Source organism: Mycobacterium sp. E3251 (assembly GCF_001666835.1).
Taxonomy (GTDB): domain Bacteria; phylum Actinomycetota; class Actinomycetes; order Mycobacteriales; family Mycobacteriaceae; genus Mycobacterium.
The window spans coordinates 44,264-58,324 of sequence record NZ_LZJF01000196.1 but is presented as its reverse complement, the minus strand read 5'-3'; the positions used below and the strand labels follow the sequence as shown (position 1 = coordinate 58,324).

14 protein-coding genes are annotated in these 14,061 nt (G+C 69.6%); 6 read left to right on the top strand and 8 right to left on the bottom strand.

The features are described from left to right. Window positions 1-141 precede the first annotated feature (141 nt). The 4 genes from A5697_RS24760 to A5697_RS24745 all read left to right on the top strand — a co-directional run bounded on the left by A5697_RS24760 (window position 142) and on the right by A5697_RS24745 (window position 4,743). Entirely contained in the window at window positions 142-2,238 is a 2,097-nt protein-coding gene (locus A5697_RS24760; RefSeq protein WP_082953581.1) for an MMPL family transporter, read from the top strand. Then, window positions 2,235-2,714, top strand: coding sequence for a TspO/MBR family protein (locus tag A5697_RS24755; RefSeq protein WP_067945671.1), 480 nt, complete (start codon window positions 2,235-2,237; stop codon window positions 2,712-2,714). The genes A5697_RS24760 and A5697_RS24755 overlap by 4 nt, the downstream gene beginning before the upstream one ends. A gap of 15 nt (window positions 2,715-2,729) precedes the next feature. Further along, window positions 2,730-4,058, top strand: a complete 1,329-nt coding sequence (locus tag A5697_RS24750) for a deoxyribodipyrimidine photo-lyase (RefSeq protein ID WP_068012353.1) — start codon at window positions 2,730-2,732, stop codon at window positions 4,056-4,058. A gap of 133 nt (window positions 4,059-4,191) precedes the next feature. Further along, entirely contained in the window at window positions 4,192-4,743 is a 552-nt protein-coding gene (locus A5697_RS24745; protein ID WP_068012351.1) for a DUF4333 domain-containing protein, read from the top strand. Between the two features lie 106 nt (window positions 4,744-4,849). Here the strand turns inward: A5697_RS24745 and A5697_RS24740 are convergent, their stop codons facing one another. Then, window positions 4,850-5,587: an acyltransferase gene (locus tag A5697_RS24740; protein WP_068012349.1), complete on the bottom strand. Its 738-nt coding sequence runs from the start codon at window positions 5,585-5,587 to the stop codon at window positions 4,850-4,852. Between the two features lie 177 nt (window positions 5,588-5,764). Between A5697_RS24740 and A5697_RS24735 the strand changes: the two genes are divergently transcribed. Both A5697_RS24735 and A5697_RS24730 read left to right on the top strand, forming a co-directional pair. After that, the gene (locus tag A5697_RS24735) at window positions 5,765-7,018 is read left to right on the top strand and encodes a PQQ-binding-like beta-propeller repeat protein (protein ID WP_068012413.1); all 1,254 of its coding nucleotides are present in this window, start codon (window positions 5,765-5,767) and stop codon (window positions 7,016-7,018) included. 18 nt (window positions 7,019-7,036) lie between these two features. Then, complete coding sequence (locus A5697_RS24730; RefSeq protein WP_068012348.1) at window positions 7,037-7,426, top strand: DUF6264 family protein; 390 nt, start codon at window positions 7,037-7,039, stop codon at window positions 7,424-7,426. A gap of 11 nt (window positions 7,427-7,437) precedes the next feature. Here the strand turns inward: A5697_RS24730 and A5697_RS24725 are convergent, their stop codons facing one another. From A5697_RS24725 to serB, 7 genes are read right to left on the bottom strand one after another with little or no spacing between them, the layout of a single operon-like run. After that, window positions 7,438-8,121: an esterase gene (locus A5697_RS24725; protein ID WP_068012345.1), complete on the bottom strand. Its 684-nt coding sequence runs from the start codon at window positions 8,119-8,121 to the stop codon at window positions 7,438-7,440. Window positions 8,122-8,180: 59 nt separating this feature from the next. Then, window positions 8,181-9,383, bottom strand: coding sequence for a class I SAM-dependent methyltransferase (locus tag A5697_RS24720; protein WP_197501109.1), 1,203 nt, complete (start codon window positions 9,381-9,383; stop codon window positions 8,181-8,183). Beyond that, on the bottom strand, window positions 9,380-10,354 hold the full coding sequence (locus A5697_RS24715; RefSeq protein ID WP_067945661.1) for a class I SAM-dependent methyltransferase: 975 nt from the start codon (window positions 10,352-10,354) through the stop codon (window positions 9,380-9,382). The genes A5697_RS24720 and A5697_RS24715 overlap by 4 nt, the downstream gene beginning before the upstream one ends. A 10-nt stretch (window positions 10,355-10,364) precedes the next feature. Next, window positions 10,365-11,129 (bottom strand): enoyl-CoA hydratase, encoded by a 765-nt coding sequence (locus A5697_RS24710; protein ID WP_067945730.1) that lies wholly within the window; start codon window positions 11,127-11,129, stop codon window positions 10,365-10,367. Then, window positions 11,126-11,947, bottom strand: a complete 822-nt coding sequence (locus tag A5697_RS24705) for an NUDIX domain-containing protein (protein ID WP_068012343.1) — start codon at window positions 11,945-11,947, stop codon at window positions 11,126-11,128. Before A5697_RS24705 ends, A5697_RS24710 begins: the two co-directional genes overlap by 4 nt. After that, on the bottom strand, window positions 11,944-12,786 hold the full coding sequence (locus tag A5697_RS24700) for an ABC transporter ATP-binding protein (RefSeq protein WP_068012342.1): 843 nt from the start codon (window positions 12,784-12,786) through the stop codon (window positions 11,944-11,946). Before A5697_RS24700 ends, A5697_RS24705 begins: the two co-directional genes overlap by 4 nt. A gap of 26 nt (window positions 12,787-12,812) precedes the next feature. Further along, complete coding sequence (serB, locus tag A5697_RS24695; RefSeq protein ID WP_068012340.1) at window positions 12,813-14,051, bottom strand: phosphoserine phosphatase SerB; 1,239 nt, start codon at window positions 14,049-14,051, stop codon at window positions 12,813-12,815. Window positions 14,052-14,061 lie beyond the last annotated feature (10 nt).

The following is a 14,061-nucleotide window of genomic DNA, read 5'->3' as shown; positions in this document are numbered from 1 at the left end:
ACCCCGGCGCGACGAACCCCCGGCCCCTCACATCCATAATGTTCATAGTGCCCCTTGTTGCGTGCCGTCGGCGCCCTAATGCGTGACGATGCGTAATTTCAGTTGATTAATGTTTAACATACTGAAAGACTTCTCTTTGTGATGTGGGATGGCTTGGCCGCGGCCCTGACGGGGCGGCGATCGTGGCTGTTCGTGCTGGCTGCCCTGCTGCTCGGCATCGGTTTCATGGTGATCGTCGGCGCGAATGCGGCGGCGGGCCAGGCGCCGTTGTCTGTGCCGACGGCTTCCGATTCCGCCAGGGTCGACGCCCTGGCTCGCCAGTTTCCCGGCGGGGACCGCGTTCCATTGATCATGGTCGTCAGCCGCACCGACGGTGCCGCGCTCACCCCCGCCGACGTCACCGCCGCACAGGCGGCGCGCGACCGCATGCAGGCCGCCGTACGGCCGGACGTCGCCGCGGCGGCGGCACCGGCGCAGGTGTCGGCCGACGGCAAGGCGGCCATCGGGGTGGTGCCGGTCAGCGCCGATCTGTCGGGCCTCACCCTGAGCGACACGGTCGCCAACCTGCGCAAAGCCGCCTCCACCGGCCTGGCGGCGGAGCTGCAGGCACACGTCACGGGCGGCCCGGCGTTCGGCGCCGACATCGCCGGCGCGTTCACCAACGCCAACATCACCCTGCTCGCGGTGACGGCCTCGGTGGTGGCCCTGCTGCTGATCGCCACCTATCGCTCCCCGGTGCTATGGCTGCTGCCGCTGGTGGTGGTCGGGTTCGCCGACCGGGTCGCGGCGGCGGTGGGTACTGCGGTGGCGTCGCTGACCGGGCTGAGCTTCGACGGCGCGACCTCCGGAATTACCAGTGTCCTGGTGTTCGGTGCGGGCACCAACTACGCGCTGCTGTTGATTTCGCGCTATCGGCAGGAGCTTCGGCACACGAGCGAACACCGAGAGGCCCTGCGTCGCGCGGTGCGGATGGCCGGGCCCGCGATCGTCGCCAGCAATGCCACCGTGGTGCTGGCGTTGCTCACCTTGCTGTTCGCCTCGACGCCGAGCACACGCAGCCTGGGCGCGCTCGCGGCGTGCGGACTCGTGGTCGCCGCGGTGTCGGCCCTGGTGATACTGCCACCGCTGCTGGGACTGTGTGGCCGTCGATTGTTCTGGCCGTTCATTCCCCACCCCGAGGACCACCCGACCACGGATTCCGGTGCCTGGCATCGCATCGGGGAGTGGGTGAATCGGCGTCCGGCGCTGGTCGCGGCGGTCGCGGTCGCCGGTCTGGCGGCCCTTGCCACCGGTCTACTGGGCACGCGCATCGGTTTGTCGCAGACCGAGCAGTTCCGGGTTCACGCGGATTCGGTGACCGGTTACGACATTGTGGCCGCACATTTTCCGGCCGGCCTGGCCAGCCCGACGCTCGTGGTCGCCCCCACCGATTCGCGGGTGCCGCAGGCCATCAAGGCGACCCCCGGCGTGATCTCCTCCATCGATTCGGGCCACTCGGCGTCCGGGCTGACGAAGTGGTCGGTGGTGATCGATGCGCCGCCAGCCACCGATCGGGCGTTCAATACCATTGCCGCGCTGCGTGATACGACCAAGTCCGCCGACCCGGCGGCGCTGGTGGGCGGAACGGATGCGCAGGCACTCGACGTCCGCAACGCGGCAACCCACGACCGGCATCTGCTGATCCCGGCGATTCTTGCGGTCATCCTCGTCGTGCTCTATGTCCTGCTGCGATCCGTACTCGCGCCGCCCACACTGCTCGCGGCGACGATTCTCGGGGCACTGGCCGCATTAGGCCTTGGCGGATGGGCCAGCAGCCACGTGTTCGGCTTTCCGGCGCTGGACAACAGCACGCCGCTGTTCGCCTTTCTCTTTCTGGCCGCCCTCGGGGTGGACTACACCATCTTTCTGGTCACCCGGGCGCGCGAGGAGTCCGCGCAGCGCGGCGCACGGGCGGGGATGGTCGCGGCGGTGTCGGCCACCGGCGGCGTCATCACCAGTGCGGGAATCGTGTTGGCCGCCGTCTTCTGCGTGCTGGGCGTGTTGCCGCTGATCGTGCTCACCCAGCTGGGAATCATTGTCGGCCTGGGCATCCTGCTGGACACCTTCGTGGTCCGCACACTGGTCATCCCCGCGCTGTTCGCCGTCATCGGCGACCGTATCTGGTGGCCCGCCGTACCGAAACCCGCCAACACCGTTGCAGCACAAGCCGAATATCAACACGAACGGAGCGCCAAGTGAACAAGTCAACCCTGGCCGCGACGAGCCTCGCCGTGGCCGTCGCCGGCGGATCCGGAAGCATCGCGAGCGCCAAGGCCGTTCCCGCCTGGTATGCGCGGCTGCGCAAGCCGCCCTACCAGCCCCCCAACGCCGCCTTCCCGGTGGCGTGGACCACGCTTTATGGCGACATCGCGGTCACGTCCGCGGTGGCCATCGACCGGTTTCGCGCGGCGGGACAATACGACAAGGCGCGCCGCTACACCGCGGCACTCGGGCTCAATCTTGTTCTCAACGCCGCGTGGAGCTGGCTCTTCTTCCGTTTCCACAAACTCGGCGCCTCCGCGGTCGGTGCCGCCGCGCTGACGGCCAGCAGCGTCGACCTCACGCGTCGGACGGCGCAAGCCGACCCGCGGGCCGGACTGGCCCTGTCGGCGTATCCGCTGTGGTGCTCCTTCGCGACGGTCCTGGCCACCCATGTTTGGCGGCTGAACCGCTGAGGAAATCATCGGATCATGCCGACCCTCTTGTGGTTTCGCCGCGACCTACGGTTGGGTGACCATCCGGCGCTGAATGCCGCGGCCGGCGCCGGAGAAGTGCTCGCCTGTTTCGTGCTCGATCCGAAGCTCGAGGCTTCCTCCGGCCGGCGCCGCCTCCAGTTCCTGGGTGACTCGCTGCGACAGTTGCGTGACGACCTGGATGGCCGGTTACTGGTGACCCGTGGCCGGCCCGACGACGTGATCCCGCGCATCGCCGGGGAGGTCGGTGCGTCGGCCGTGCACATCTCCGAGGATTTCGCGCCGTACGGCAAGCGCCGTGACGAAAAGGTGCGTGCCGCATTGGATTCCGTTCCCCTGGTGGCCACGGGATCGCCGTACCTGGTGTCACCGGGCCGGGTCACCAAGAAGGACGGCACCCCCTACCAGGTGTTCACCCCGTTTCTGCGCCAGTGGCGCGAGTCCGGGTGGCGGGCACCGGCGAAATCGAGCGCCGGTTCGGCGCGCTGGCTCGATCCGGCGCAGCTGCCGTTCGAGCAAGCCGAAATCCCAGATCCCGGCGCCGAACTCGACGTCGCCGCCGGCGAGGCCGCGGGCCGCAAGCAGTGGAAGTCGTTCGTGGACAACGGCTTACAGCGCTATGCCGAGGAACGTAACCTGCCCGATATGCACGGCACCAGCCGGATGTCGGCGCACCTGAAGTTCGGCAGCATCCATCCCCGGACCCTGGTCGCCGATCTCGACCTCCGTCACGACGGGGCCCGGGCTTATCTGCGCGAGTTGGCATTCCGCGACTTCTACGCCGATGTGCTGCATCACCGGCCGGCCAGCGCCTGGCGCAATTGGAACAGCCAGTTCGACGGCATCCGTACCGACACGGGTTCCGACGCGAAACGCCGTTTCGAGTCGTGGAAGGCCGGCGAAACCGGCTTCCCGATGGTGGACGCGGGAATGCGTCAACTGCGCGAGACCGGGTTCATGCACAACCGGGTGCGGATGATCGTCGCATCGTTTCTGGTCAAAGACCTGCACCTGCCCTGGCAGTGGGGCGCCGAGTGGTTCCTGGATCAGCTCGTCGACGGTGACATGGCGAACAACCAGCATGGGTGGCAGTGGTGCGCGGGCTGCGGTACCGATGCCGCGCCGTACTTTCGGGTGTTCAACCCGACCACCCAGGGCGAAAAGTTCGACCCGTCCGGGGAGTACATCCGGCGCTGGGTGCCCGAGCTGCGCTCGGTCGACGACGCGCACCTGCGCAAGGGCGAGCGGCCGGCCGACTACCCCGCCCCGATCGTCGACCACGGCGCCGAGCGCGCCGAAGCGCTGCGCCGCTACCAGAGCATCTGAGCCACCAGCCGACGCACCTCGCCCAGCAACGAATTGTCGCCCGCGTGAACGTTTGCTCATTCGCCTGCCCCGAAGCTAGCTGGCATGCAATTATCAGCCGATTCACAGTTGTCAAGCCGCTCGGGAGGCACTAATGACACACTTCATCGTTCGCACGTTGGTGGCCTCCGGTGCCGCAGCGGGATTGCTGGCAGGCGTCACCGCCTGTTCGTGTTCCGTGGGCTCGTCGCACACGGTCAGCAAGAGCGACGTTGCCGGCCAGATCACCTCCAAGCTCACCGACGCCGCGGGCAATAAGCCCGATTCGGTGACCTGCCCGAACGATCTGCCGGCAAAGGTTGGGGCGCAACTCAATTGCGAGATGAAGGTCAAGAACCAGACATTCAATGTCAACGTGACCGTCACGAGCGTGAACGGCAATGACGTCAAGTTCGACATGGCGGAGACGGTCGACAAGAACCAGGTCGCCAGCATTATCAGCGACAAGCTGACCCAGCAGGTGGGCCGACGGCCGGACGCGGTCACCTGCCCCGACAACTTGAAGGGCGTGCAGGGCGCGACGCTACGGTGCCAGCTCGTCGACGGCAAGGACAAATACGGCGTAGCGGTGACCGTCACCAACATCGACGCCGGTGACGTCAACTTCGATTTCAAGGTCGACGACCACGCTGAACCGGCCGCCTAGCGGGGATCGCGAGCGCGGCGAAGCCGGGCGCTGCGGGTCACCGCCATCCGGCTAGCGGGGATCGCGAGCGCGGCGAAGCCGGGCGCTGCGGGTCACCGCCATCCGGCTAGCGCGCAGCCTTCTTGCGCTCGATGTCGGCCAGCGCGGCGGCCAGTTCCGCCCGCTGGGCGGCCGAGCTCTCCCAGGCGAGCTGGCGGTCCTTGACCACCTTGGCCGGCGCGCCGACCGCTATCGAGTAGTCGGGGATGACACCGCGGACCACCGCGTGCGAGCCCAGCACGCAGCCGCGGCCGACGGCCGTGCCGCGCAGCACCGTCACCTTCACCCCGACCCAGGTGTCGGGCCCGATCCGCACCGGTGACTTCACGATGCCCTGATCCTTGATCGGCAGGTTGATGTTGTCCATGCGGTGGTCGAAGTCGCAGACGTAGCACCAGTCGGCCATCAGGACCGAATCGCCGAGTTCGATGTCGAGGTAGGCGTTGATGACGTTGTCACGGCCCAGCACCACCTTGTCGCCGAACCGCAGCGACCCCTCGTGGGCACGGATCGTGTTCTTGTCGCCGATGTGCACCCAGCGACCGATCTCCAGCTGCGCGAGTTCGGGCGTCGCGTGGATCTCCACGTCCTTACCCAGGAAGACCATCCCTCGGGTGATGATGTGTGGGTTGGCGAGCTTGAACTTGAGCAGCCGCCAATACCGCACCAGGTACCAGGGCGTGTAGGCGCGGTTGCGCAACACCCATTTCAGCGACGCCAGCGTGAGGAACTTGGCCTGGCGCGGGTCCCGCAGGTTCGATCCACGCCAGCGGCGATGAACCGGCGCGCCCCACATGCTCGTCATGGCCGGACAGCCTAGCGATCAATTGCGCCGAGATCTCCACGGGTTACCCTCACCTGTACTCGATCGCTGCCCATGCCGACGTCCGCGGAAAGGATCTGGGGAATCCAAGTGCGTGCCCGACATCTGCTGCGTGGGCTTCGGCGTTGGTCATCCGCGCTGCTGGCGGCCGGGATCACCATGGGGTTCGCCGGCTGCGCCAACACCGACTCGTGGGTGGAGGCATCCGCCTCGGCCGGCTGGCCCGCGCAATACGGTGACGCCGCCAACAGCAGCTACACCGGCACCAACGGCGCGACCAAGCTGGCGCTGGGGTGGACGCGCTCCGTCAAGGGCGGCTTGGCCGCGGGCCCGGCGCTGAGCGCGCGCGGCTACCTGGCCCTCAACGCGCAGACGCCGGCCGGCTGTTCGCTGATGGAGTGGGAGAACGACCACAACGGCCGGCAGCGCTGGTGCGTGCGGCTGTTCCAGGGCGGCGGGTTTGCGGGCCCGCTCTTCGACGGGTTCGACAACCTCTACGTCGGCCAGCCCGGCGCGTTCCTGTCCTTCCCGGTCACGCAGTGGACGCGGTGGCGGCGGCCGGTGATCGGAATGCCCGCGACGCCACGGTTTCTGGGACACGGGCAGCTGCTCGTGGCGACGCACCTGGGCCAGGTGCTGGTCTTCGAGGCGCACCGTGGCGAGGTGGCCGGCAGCCCGATGGATCTGGTGGACGGCGTCGATCCCACCGACGCGACGCGCGGGTTGGCCGACTGCGCGCCGGCCCGCCAGGGTTGCCCGGTGGCCGCCGCACCCGCCTTCTCGGCGGCCAGCCAGATGGCGGTGCTGGGCGTCTGGCAGCCGGGCGCCCCGGCCGCGGGGCTGGTCGGGCTGAAGTATCACCCCGGGCAGACGCCGCTGCTGTCGCGGGAGTGGACCAGCGACGCCGTCGGGGAGGGTGTCATCGCCAGCCCCGTGCTGTCCGCCGACGGGTCGACCGTCTACGTCAACGGCCGCGACCAACGACTGTGGGCACTTCACGCCGGTGACGGGAAAGTGAAATGGTCGGCGCCGATGGGGTTCCTGGCACAGACGCCGCCCGCCGTCACGCCCGGCGGACTCATCGTGGCGGGCGGCGGGCCCGACACCCGGCTGGTGGCGTTCAGGGACGCGGGCGATCACGCGGATCAGGCGTGGCGCCGCGACGACGTCGTCCCGCTGTCGTCGTCGAGCCTGGCGGGCGCCGGCGTCGGCTATACGGTCACCAGCACCCCGGCCGCGAACGGCGCGCCCGGCATGTCGCTGCTGGTCTTCGATCCCGGCAATGGTCACACCCAGGGCAGCTACCCGCTTCCGGCGGCCACCGGATATCCGGTCGGGGTCTCGGTCGGCACCGATCGCCGGGTCGTGGCCGCGACCAGCGACGGCCAGGTGTACGGTTTCGCGCCGGCATGACCGGGCCATACTGACCCCATGGCCACCGATGACGACGAGACGCGGGGCGCTGTCGCCTCCTACTCCGGAAAAAGCGAGCGCAACCTGGCGGTGGACCGCACCGCGACCATTGTGCTGCTCGCCGTCCACGCCTTCCTGGTCGCCGTCACCATCGGCGTGCTGAGCCTCTTCGTCATGGGTACCGACCCGTGCGGCTCCCGGAAGTGCGGCGACCCGGCGTGGATCGACCGCGCCATGTTTTTAGGCCTCGGCGGCGGGGCCATCGTCTTCGTCGCCGCCCTGGTGGTCGCCATCCGCCGCCTCGCCCGGCGCCGCACCGCCTTCTTCGTCCCGCTGCTCGGGTGCCTCGCGCAGGTGGCGCTGGCGGCCGGCGCCGCGGCAATGGAGACGCTGGCCGGTCCGGTCTGACGCCAGCGGTGTCAGAGGGCCAGGGGCGGGATGGCGTTGCGGGGCACCTCGGCTTGGACCGGCCCGGCAAACGCCGGCAGCATCTCACCGGGCGCGAAGTAGAAGATCAGTTGGTCGTCGGTGATCGCAAAGTTCTGGTAGTGCGTCGGGTCGTGCCCGGTCGAGGGCAAAATGGTTGCGCCCAAAGGAGTTTGGCGTGCCAGGTCACGCTGCACGACCGGGAAGATGCTGTCCAGCGGGGTGGTGCCCGGCGCGAACAGGTTGTCAAAGGTGATGGGCTGCTTCGTCGCGAGGTTGTAGTTGAACGCCTTGTACCAGATGGAGGGGTGCGACCCGCCGAGGTCCTGGAAGAGCTTGAGCACCACGCTGCGGGTGTTGTGCGGCGGCTGACCGGAGCTGCGCTGCTCGGTGGTCGCCTCGAATTGGTAGGGCTGATCGCGCGACCCGGAGCTCTGCGCGACGTTGACGAAACCGTCCCGGTTCTGCGTGATGTAGTCGGTCAGCGCCTGCTCGTCGGGATAGTCGGCGGGAAACACCATGTTGAGCATGTAGGTGGGGCCGGTGGCGCGCACGCGGCACATCTGGCCGTCCTCCATGGTGCCGCCGAGGCTGGCGCACGACGGTGGGGCGGCGGCGGCCGGCCAGCCCAACAGGGCCGCCGACGCGAGCGCAACGGCCGCTATCAGATAACGCATCCTTCTATTGTCCTTGCAGATTAGGCGGGGCTGGCGCCTCCAAGAGCGATCCCACCAGCCTACCGCGAGGGCCTGCAGACGAACGCCGTCGCGCGACCGGCGGCCCGCGACCCGATGCGGGTGATGACCACCGACAGGGGCCGGCTGCCACGCAGCCGCATCCGCCGCCGCAGGGCGTCGGGGTCGACCCGCACTCCGCGAACCAGGACCTCCAGCGTCCCGCAGCCCAGCGCTGACAACGCCTGGCGGAGCCGTCGCTCGTCGAACGCCAGCCGCTCGAGCAACTCGAAGCCGCGGACCGCCGCCGGCAGCACATCCCCGGACAGGTAGGCGATGTCGGGATCGAGTTGCCACAACCCGTGCCGCGCCGCGTAGTGGCGAACCAGCCCCGCCCGGACCACCGCCCCGTCGGGATCGACTATCCATCGCCCGGCCGGCCGCACCGGGCAGTCGTCCGGGTCGGTGTCGGTGATCTGCTCGTCGCGGTCGAGGACGCTGGCCCGCCGGTGGACACCGCCCTGCGCCAGCCCGCGCGACCAGAGGCACGCTTCTCGCACCGCGCCGCGATAGGACGTCACCTCGATCTCGCCGTCGAAACCGAGCCGGCTGACTTCGTCGAAATCTATTCCGGGCGAACACTTTACGACGAGATTGCGATCCCGATAGGTGTCGACCAGGGCGCCGAGGCCCGGCCGGTAGTCGTCGATGCGGAAGCGGCGCCGCCCGCTGTCGCGTCGCGCCGGGTCCACCAGCACGGCGGCGTCGCGGGTCACCGGCACCAGTGCGTCGGCGCGGCAGAGGTGGGCGGCCTCGCCCAGGTTGTGCCGGGCCATCGCCAGCCGCACCGCATCGAGGTCGCTGCCCACCGACCGGACCCCGAGCCGGTGCAGCGCGGCCAACTCGGTGCCGATCGAACAGGTCGCGTCGTGCACGACGACTCCCGCCTCGGCGAGCCGCGCGGCGCGGTGCAAAGCCACCGGGGCCGCGGTGGCCTGCTGCAGCGCCTCGTCGGTGAAAAGCCATTCTGACACCGGGATTTCGGGACCCAGTCCGCTGAATTTCTCGGCGGCGCGCCGGCGCAGCAACGTCGTTTCCACCAGCACCGCCGCCCGGTCGCCGAACCGGGCGCGCGCCGAGGCGATATCGGCGATCCGGGTGGCATCGGTCAGCTCGAGTTCGGCGACCACCGCCAGCGCCGCGGCACCCGATTCCGACCGCAGGTAACGGACGTCCCCGATGCCGAACGTAAGGCCGTCACTCAGGAGGGCTTGACCCCGGTGATCATCACGTTGTAGAACCAGCCCTTCGGGGCCAGGTGGCGCATGACGTTGGCGTCGAGCCAACTCAATGTCTTCCAGCTGGTGAACGCGAACTTCGCCCAGCCCCAGCCGAGCCGCCCGGGCGGCACCGCGCATTCGAACGTGCGCAGTGGCCAGCCCAGCATCGCGGCGGTGAATTCCACTGTGGCGCTTTGAACTTCGGCCGCACCGGCATCGACGGCCAGCCGCTCCAGGCCGTCCGGCGTGAAGGTGTGTAGGTCGACGACGGCCTCCAGCGCCGCGGCGCGGGAGGATTCGTCGAGCTCGGCCTGCGGTCGCCGCCAGCCGTCCAGACCGGGCAGCTTGGTGACGTTGGTGGCGACCCGCCAGGTCAGGGTCGACAACGTGCGGGCGTAGGTGTCGCCGACGGTGGTCGGCTCGCCGGCGAACACGAACCGGCCGCCCGGCCGCAGCACCCGCACGACCTCCCGCAGCGCCAGTTCGACGTCGGGGATGTGGTGGAGCACGGCGTGCCCGACGACCAGGTCGAAGGTGTTGTCCTCGTACGGAATGCCTTCGGCGTCGGCGACCCGGCCGTCGATGTCCAGGCCCAGCGACTGCCCGTTTCGGGTGGCGACCTTGACCATGCCGGGCGACAGGTCGGTGACCGATCCGCGGCGAGCGACCCCGGACTGGATCAGGTTGAGCAGGAAAAACCCGGTGCCGCAGCCTAATTCGAGGGCCCGATCGTAGGGCAGCTCGCGCTGCACCTCGTCGGGCACGGCGGCGTCGAAGCAGTCGCGCGCGTAGTCCACGCAGCGCTGGTCGTAAGAGATCGACCACTTCTCGTCGTAGGATTCGGCTTCCCAATCGTGGTAGAGCACCTGGGCCAGCTTGCTGTCGTGCCTTGCCGCTTCCACCTGCTCGGCGGTGGCATGGGGGTTCGGAACGGCATCGGTCGAACTCGTCGTCATGCAGGGCAGCCTAACGGGCGCCGGATTCGGAGTCGTCTTCAGCGCTGCCACCAGCGGCGAACACTTCGACGTAGCGGCGCCGCTCGGCGGCGGCCCGATCGGCCGGACTCAGCTCGAACACGTCGTTGATGCCGGCCTTCGCGGCGGCCAGCGCGTGGCGCGGACCGTCGAGGAAGCGGCGCGCCCACCCCGCGGCGGCGTCGTAGACGTCGTCGGGGGCCACCATCTCGTCGATCAGGCCCAGCTCCAGCGCCTCCTCGGCGTCGAAGAACCGGCCGCTGAACACCAGTTCCTTGGCCTTGCTCGCCCCGGCCGCGCGGGTCAGCCGGGCCATGCCGTCGCCGCCGGGGATGAGGCCGGCCAGGACCTCGGTCGCGCCGAATTTCACGTTGTCACCGCTGACGCGCCAATCGGCGGCCAGCGCCAACGTGAGCCCGGCGCCCAGCGCGTACCCGGTGATCGCGGCAACGGTCGGCTTCGGGATCCGCGCGACGGCGTCGATCGCCTGCTGCCGCGCCACGGCCGCCGTCTCGGCCTCCGGCCCGGTCAGCGTCCGCAGCTCGGGCATGTCGTCACCGGCCGAGAAAATCTCGTGGCCACCGAACAGGATGACCGCGGCCACGTCGTCGCGCTCCCCCAGCTCGGCGGCTGCGGCGACGATCTCCCGGTAGAGCTGGCGGGTCATCGCGTTCGTCGGCGGCCGCGACAGCAGCAGCATGGCGAGCCCGGCGTCTTGCGAGCCGTCGCTGACCACCGTGCTGACGAACTCGCTCAATGTCGCCACCCCATCCCGCCGGCTTCGCGTGCCTGGTGGTAGCGGTCGGAATCGAAGAACTCGAAGACCCAGTTGTCGCCCTGGATCTCCAGGTGCGGCTGCACCGTGACGATTTGCCGTTCGACGGCCAGCACTTCCGCGACGGTCCGCCCCGCCAGCGAATCCAGCTGGGTCCACGTCGGCGGCAGCAGGAAACAGCGGCCCGCGGAGAAGTCGTCGATGGCGGCCTGCGGCGTGGTCCAGCCGGCGCGGTCGGATTCGGTGTTCTCGCCGTCGGCCCGCTGCCCGTGCGGCAGGGCGCCCACAAAGAAGTAGGTGTCATAGCGGCGCGTGCGCTCGGCTTCGGGGGTGACCCAGTTGGCCCACGGCCGGAGCAGGTCGGCACGCAGCTCGAGGTTCTCCCGGCGCAGGAAATCCGCGAACGACAACGTGCCGTCGGCGAGCGCGCGGCGGGCGTCGGCGTACACCGAGGCGTCGCCGACGATCCCGTCCGGGTCGCCGGCCGGCCCCGCGAACAGCACCCCCGACTCCTCGAACGTCTCCCGGGCCGCCGCGCAGACCAGCGCTTCGGCCAGGTCGGGCTCGATGCCGAACCGCTGCGCCCACCACTGTGGCGGCGGCCCGGCCCACGCGATGTCGGCGTTGCGGTCGCGGTCATCGACGCCACCGCCGGGGAAAACCATCGTCCCGGCCGCGAACTCCATCTTGGCGTGCCGGCGCATCAGGAAGACGGCGATACCGCCCGGGTCGTCGCGGACCAGCATCACGGTCGCCGCCGGCCGCGGCACCAGTGGGGCTTCTTCGTTCGGTGACGTCATAGCTGCCTCCGGTGGGCTGCGCGGGTGCGGACGCGGCGGGCGAAGTAGCGCCCGTCGACGACATCGAGGGCTATCGACTGCCCGAATGCGGTGGACAGGTTCTCGGCCGTCAGCACGTCGGTGAGCAACCCGGCGGCGACCACCGTCCCTTCCGACAGCAGCATGCAGTGGCTGAAGCCGGGCGGAATCTCCTCGACGTGGTGGGTGACCAGCACCAGCGCGGGCGCGTCGGGGTCGGCCGCGAGGTCGGCCAGCCGCGCCACCAACTCCTCGCGCCCACCCAGGTCCAGACCGGCGGCCGGTTCGTCGAGCAGCAGCAGCTCCGGATCGGTCATCAAAGCGCGGGCGATCAACACTCGCTTGCGCTCGCCCTCCGACAGCGTTCCGTAGCTGCGGTCCGCGAGGTGCTCGGCGCCCAGGCTCTCCAGCATGTCGACGGCCCGGCGGTAGTCGACGTCCTCATAGCGTTCCCGCCAGCGGCCCAGCACCGCGTAGCCGGCCGAGACCACCAGGTCGCGCACGACCTCGTCGGTGGGCACCCGCTGCGCCAGGGCCGAGGAGCTGAGGCCGATCCGGGAGCGCAACTCCGACATGTCGACCCGGCCCAGCCGCTCGCCGAGCACGAAGGCCACCCCCGACGAGGGGTGCTCGGCCGCCGCGGCGATCCGCAGCAGCGACGTCTTGCCGGCCCCGTTGGGGCCGACGATGACCCAGCGCTCGTCGAGTTCGACCGCCCAATCCACTGGCCCGACGAGGGTGTGGCCGCCGCGCCGCAGCGACACGTTCCTGAGGTCGATCAGCAGATCGGGGTCGGCTGCCTCACTTCCGTTTTCGGGCACCCGCTCATCGTGCCGTACCGGGGCCGCTACGCGTCGGGCGGGATCTCTACCCTGCGGACCTCGCCGTCCACCGCGTCGGCGGCCTCGATTTCGCCACGCGTCACGCCCAGCAGAAAGAGCACCGTGTCCAGGTACGGGTGGCTCAGCGAGGCGTCGGCCACCTCACGCAACGCCGGCTTGGCGTTGAAGGCCACCCCCAACCCGGCCGCGGCCAGCATGTCGATGTCGTTGGCGCCGTCGCCGACGGCCACGGTCTGCGCCATCGGGACCCCGACCCGCTCCGCGAAGTCCCGCAGCGCCGCCGCCTTGCCGGCGCGGTCGACGATGGGGCCGACGACCCGCCCGGTGAGTTTGCCGTCGACGATCTCGAGCTCATTGGCGGCGACGTAGTCCAGCATCAGCTCCTCGGCCAACGGCTCGATGATCCCCCGGAAGCCGCCGGACACGACACCGCAGTGAAAACCCAAGCGCCGCAACGTCCGCAGCGTGGTCCGGGCGCCGGGCATCAGCTCCAACTGACTGGCGACCTCGTCGATCACGGTGGCGGGCAGGCCCGCCAGGGTGGCCACCCGTTGTTCGAGGGACTGCGCGAAGTCCAGCTCGCCCCGCATGGCCGCGTCGGTGATGGCGGCGACCTTCCCTTCGGCGCCCGCCCGGGCGGCCAGCATCTCGATCACCTCGCCCTGTACCAGCGTCGAGTCCACGTCGAACACGATCAGCCGCTTGGCCCGCCGCTCGAGGGTGTAGTCCTCGACGGCCACGTCGATACGCTTCTCGGCGGACACCTGGTTGAGGGCCGTCCGGAGCGCGGCGTCCGATCCGGCCGGCACCGAGACCCGCAGCTCGAGGCCGGTCACGGGGTAGTCGGAGACGCCGCGGATGAGGTCGATGTTGACTCCCAGGCTGGCCACCGCCCGGGCCACCTCGCCGAACGCACCGGCGGTGATGGGCCGGCCCAGCACGAAAATGGTGTGGGTCGACGGCTCCCGGATGATCTCCACGTCGTCGCTGTGTTCGATGGTGACGTCGAGGCCCACCCCGCGGATGGCCGACTCGACGTCACGGCGCAAGTCGGGGCCGTCGGCGACGTCGGCGGGGCAACACACCAGCACGCCCAGGGTCAGTCGGTGCCGAATCACCACCTGTTCGACGTTGAGCAGCTCGACGCCGTGCCCGGAGAGCGCCTCGAAGAGGGCCGAGGTGACGCCCGGTTGGTCCACTCCGGTGACGGTGATCAGCACCGACACCTTCGGTGGTGTGCTCACCCCCGACTCA

Bases quoted from the DNA above. Each gene is read 5' to 3' on its own strand.
- A5697_RS24725 (WP_068012345.1), bottom strand. From the start codon at position 8,121: ATGCGTTATCTGATAGCGGCCGTTGCGCTCGCGTCGGCGGCCCTGTTG.
- A5697_RS24745 (WP_068012351.1), top strand. From the start codon at position 4,192: ATGACACACTTCATCGTTCGCACGTTGGTGGCCTCCGGTGCCGCAGCG.
- A5697_RS24760 (WP_082953581.1), top strand. From the start codon at position 142: ATGTGGGATGGCTTGGCCGCGGCCCTGACGGGGCGGCGATCGTGGCTG.
- A5697_RS24740 (WP_068012349.1), bottom strand. From the start codon at position 5,587: ATGACGAGCATGTGGGGCGCGCCGGTTCATCGCCGCTGGCGTGGATCG.
- A5697_RS24735 (WP_068012413.1), top strand. From the start codon at position 5,765: ATGGGGTTCGCCGGCTGCGCCAACACCGACTCGTGGGTGGAGGCATCC.
- A5697_RS24705 (WP_068012343.1), bottom strand. From the start codon at position 11,947: ATGACGTCACCGAACGAAGAAGCCCCACTGGTGCCGCGGCCGGCGGCG.
- A5697_RS24750 (WP_068012353.1), top strand. From the start codon at position 2,730: ATGCCGACCCTCTTGTGGTTTCGCCGCGACCTACGGTTGGGTGACCAT.
- A5697_RS24730 (WP_068012348.1), top strand. From the start codon at position 7,037: ATGGCCACCGATGACGACGAGACGCGGGGCGCTGTCGCCTCCTACTCC.
- A5697_RS24715 (WP_067945661.1), bottom strand. From the start codon at position 10,354: ATGACGACGAGTTCGACCGATGCCGTTCCGAACCCCCATGCCACCGCC.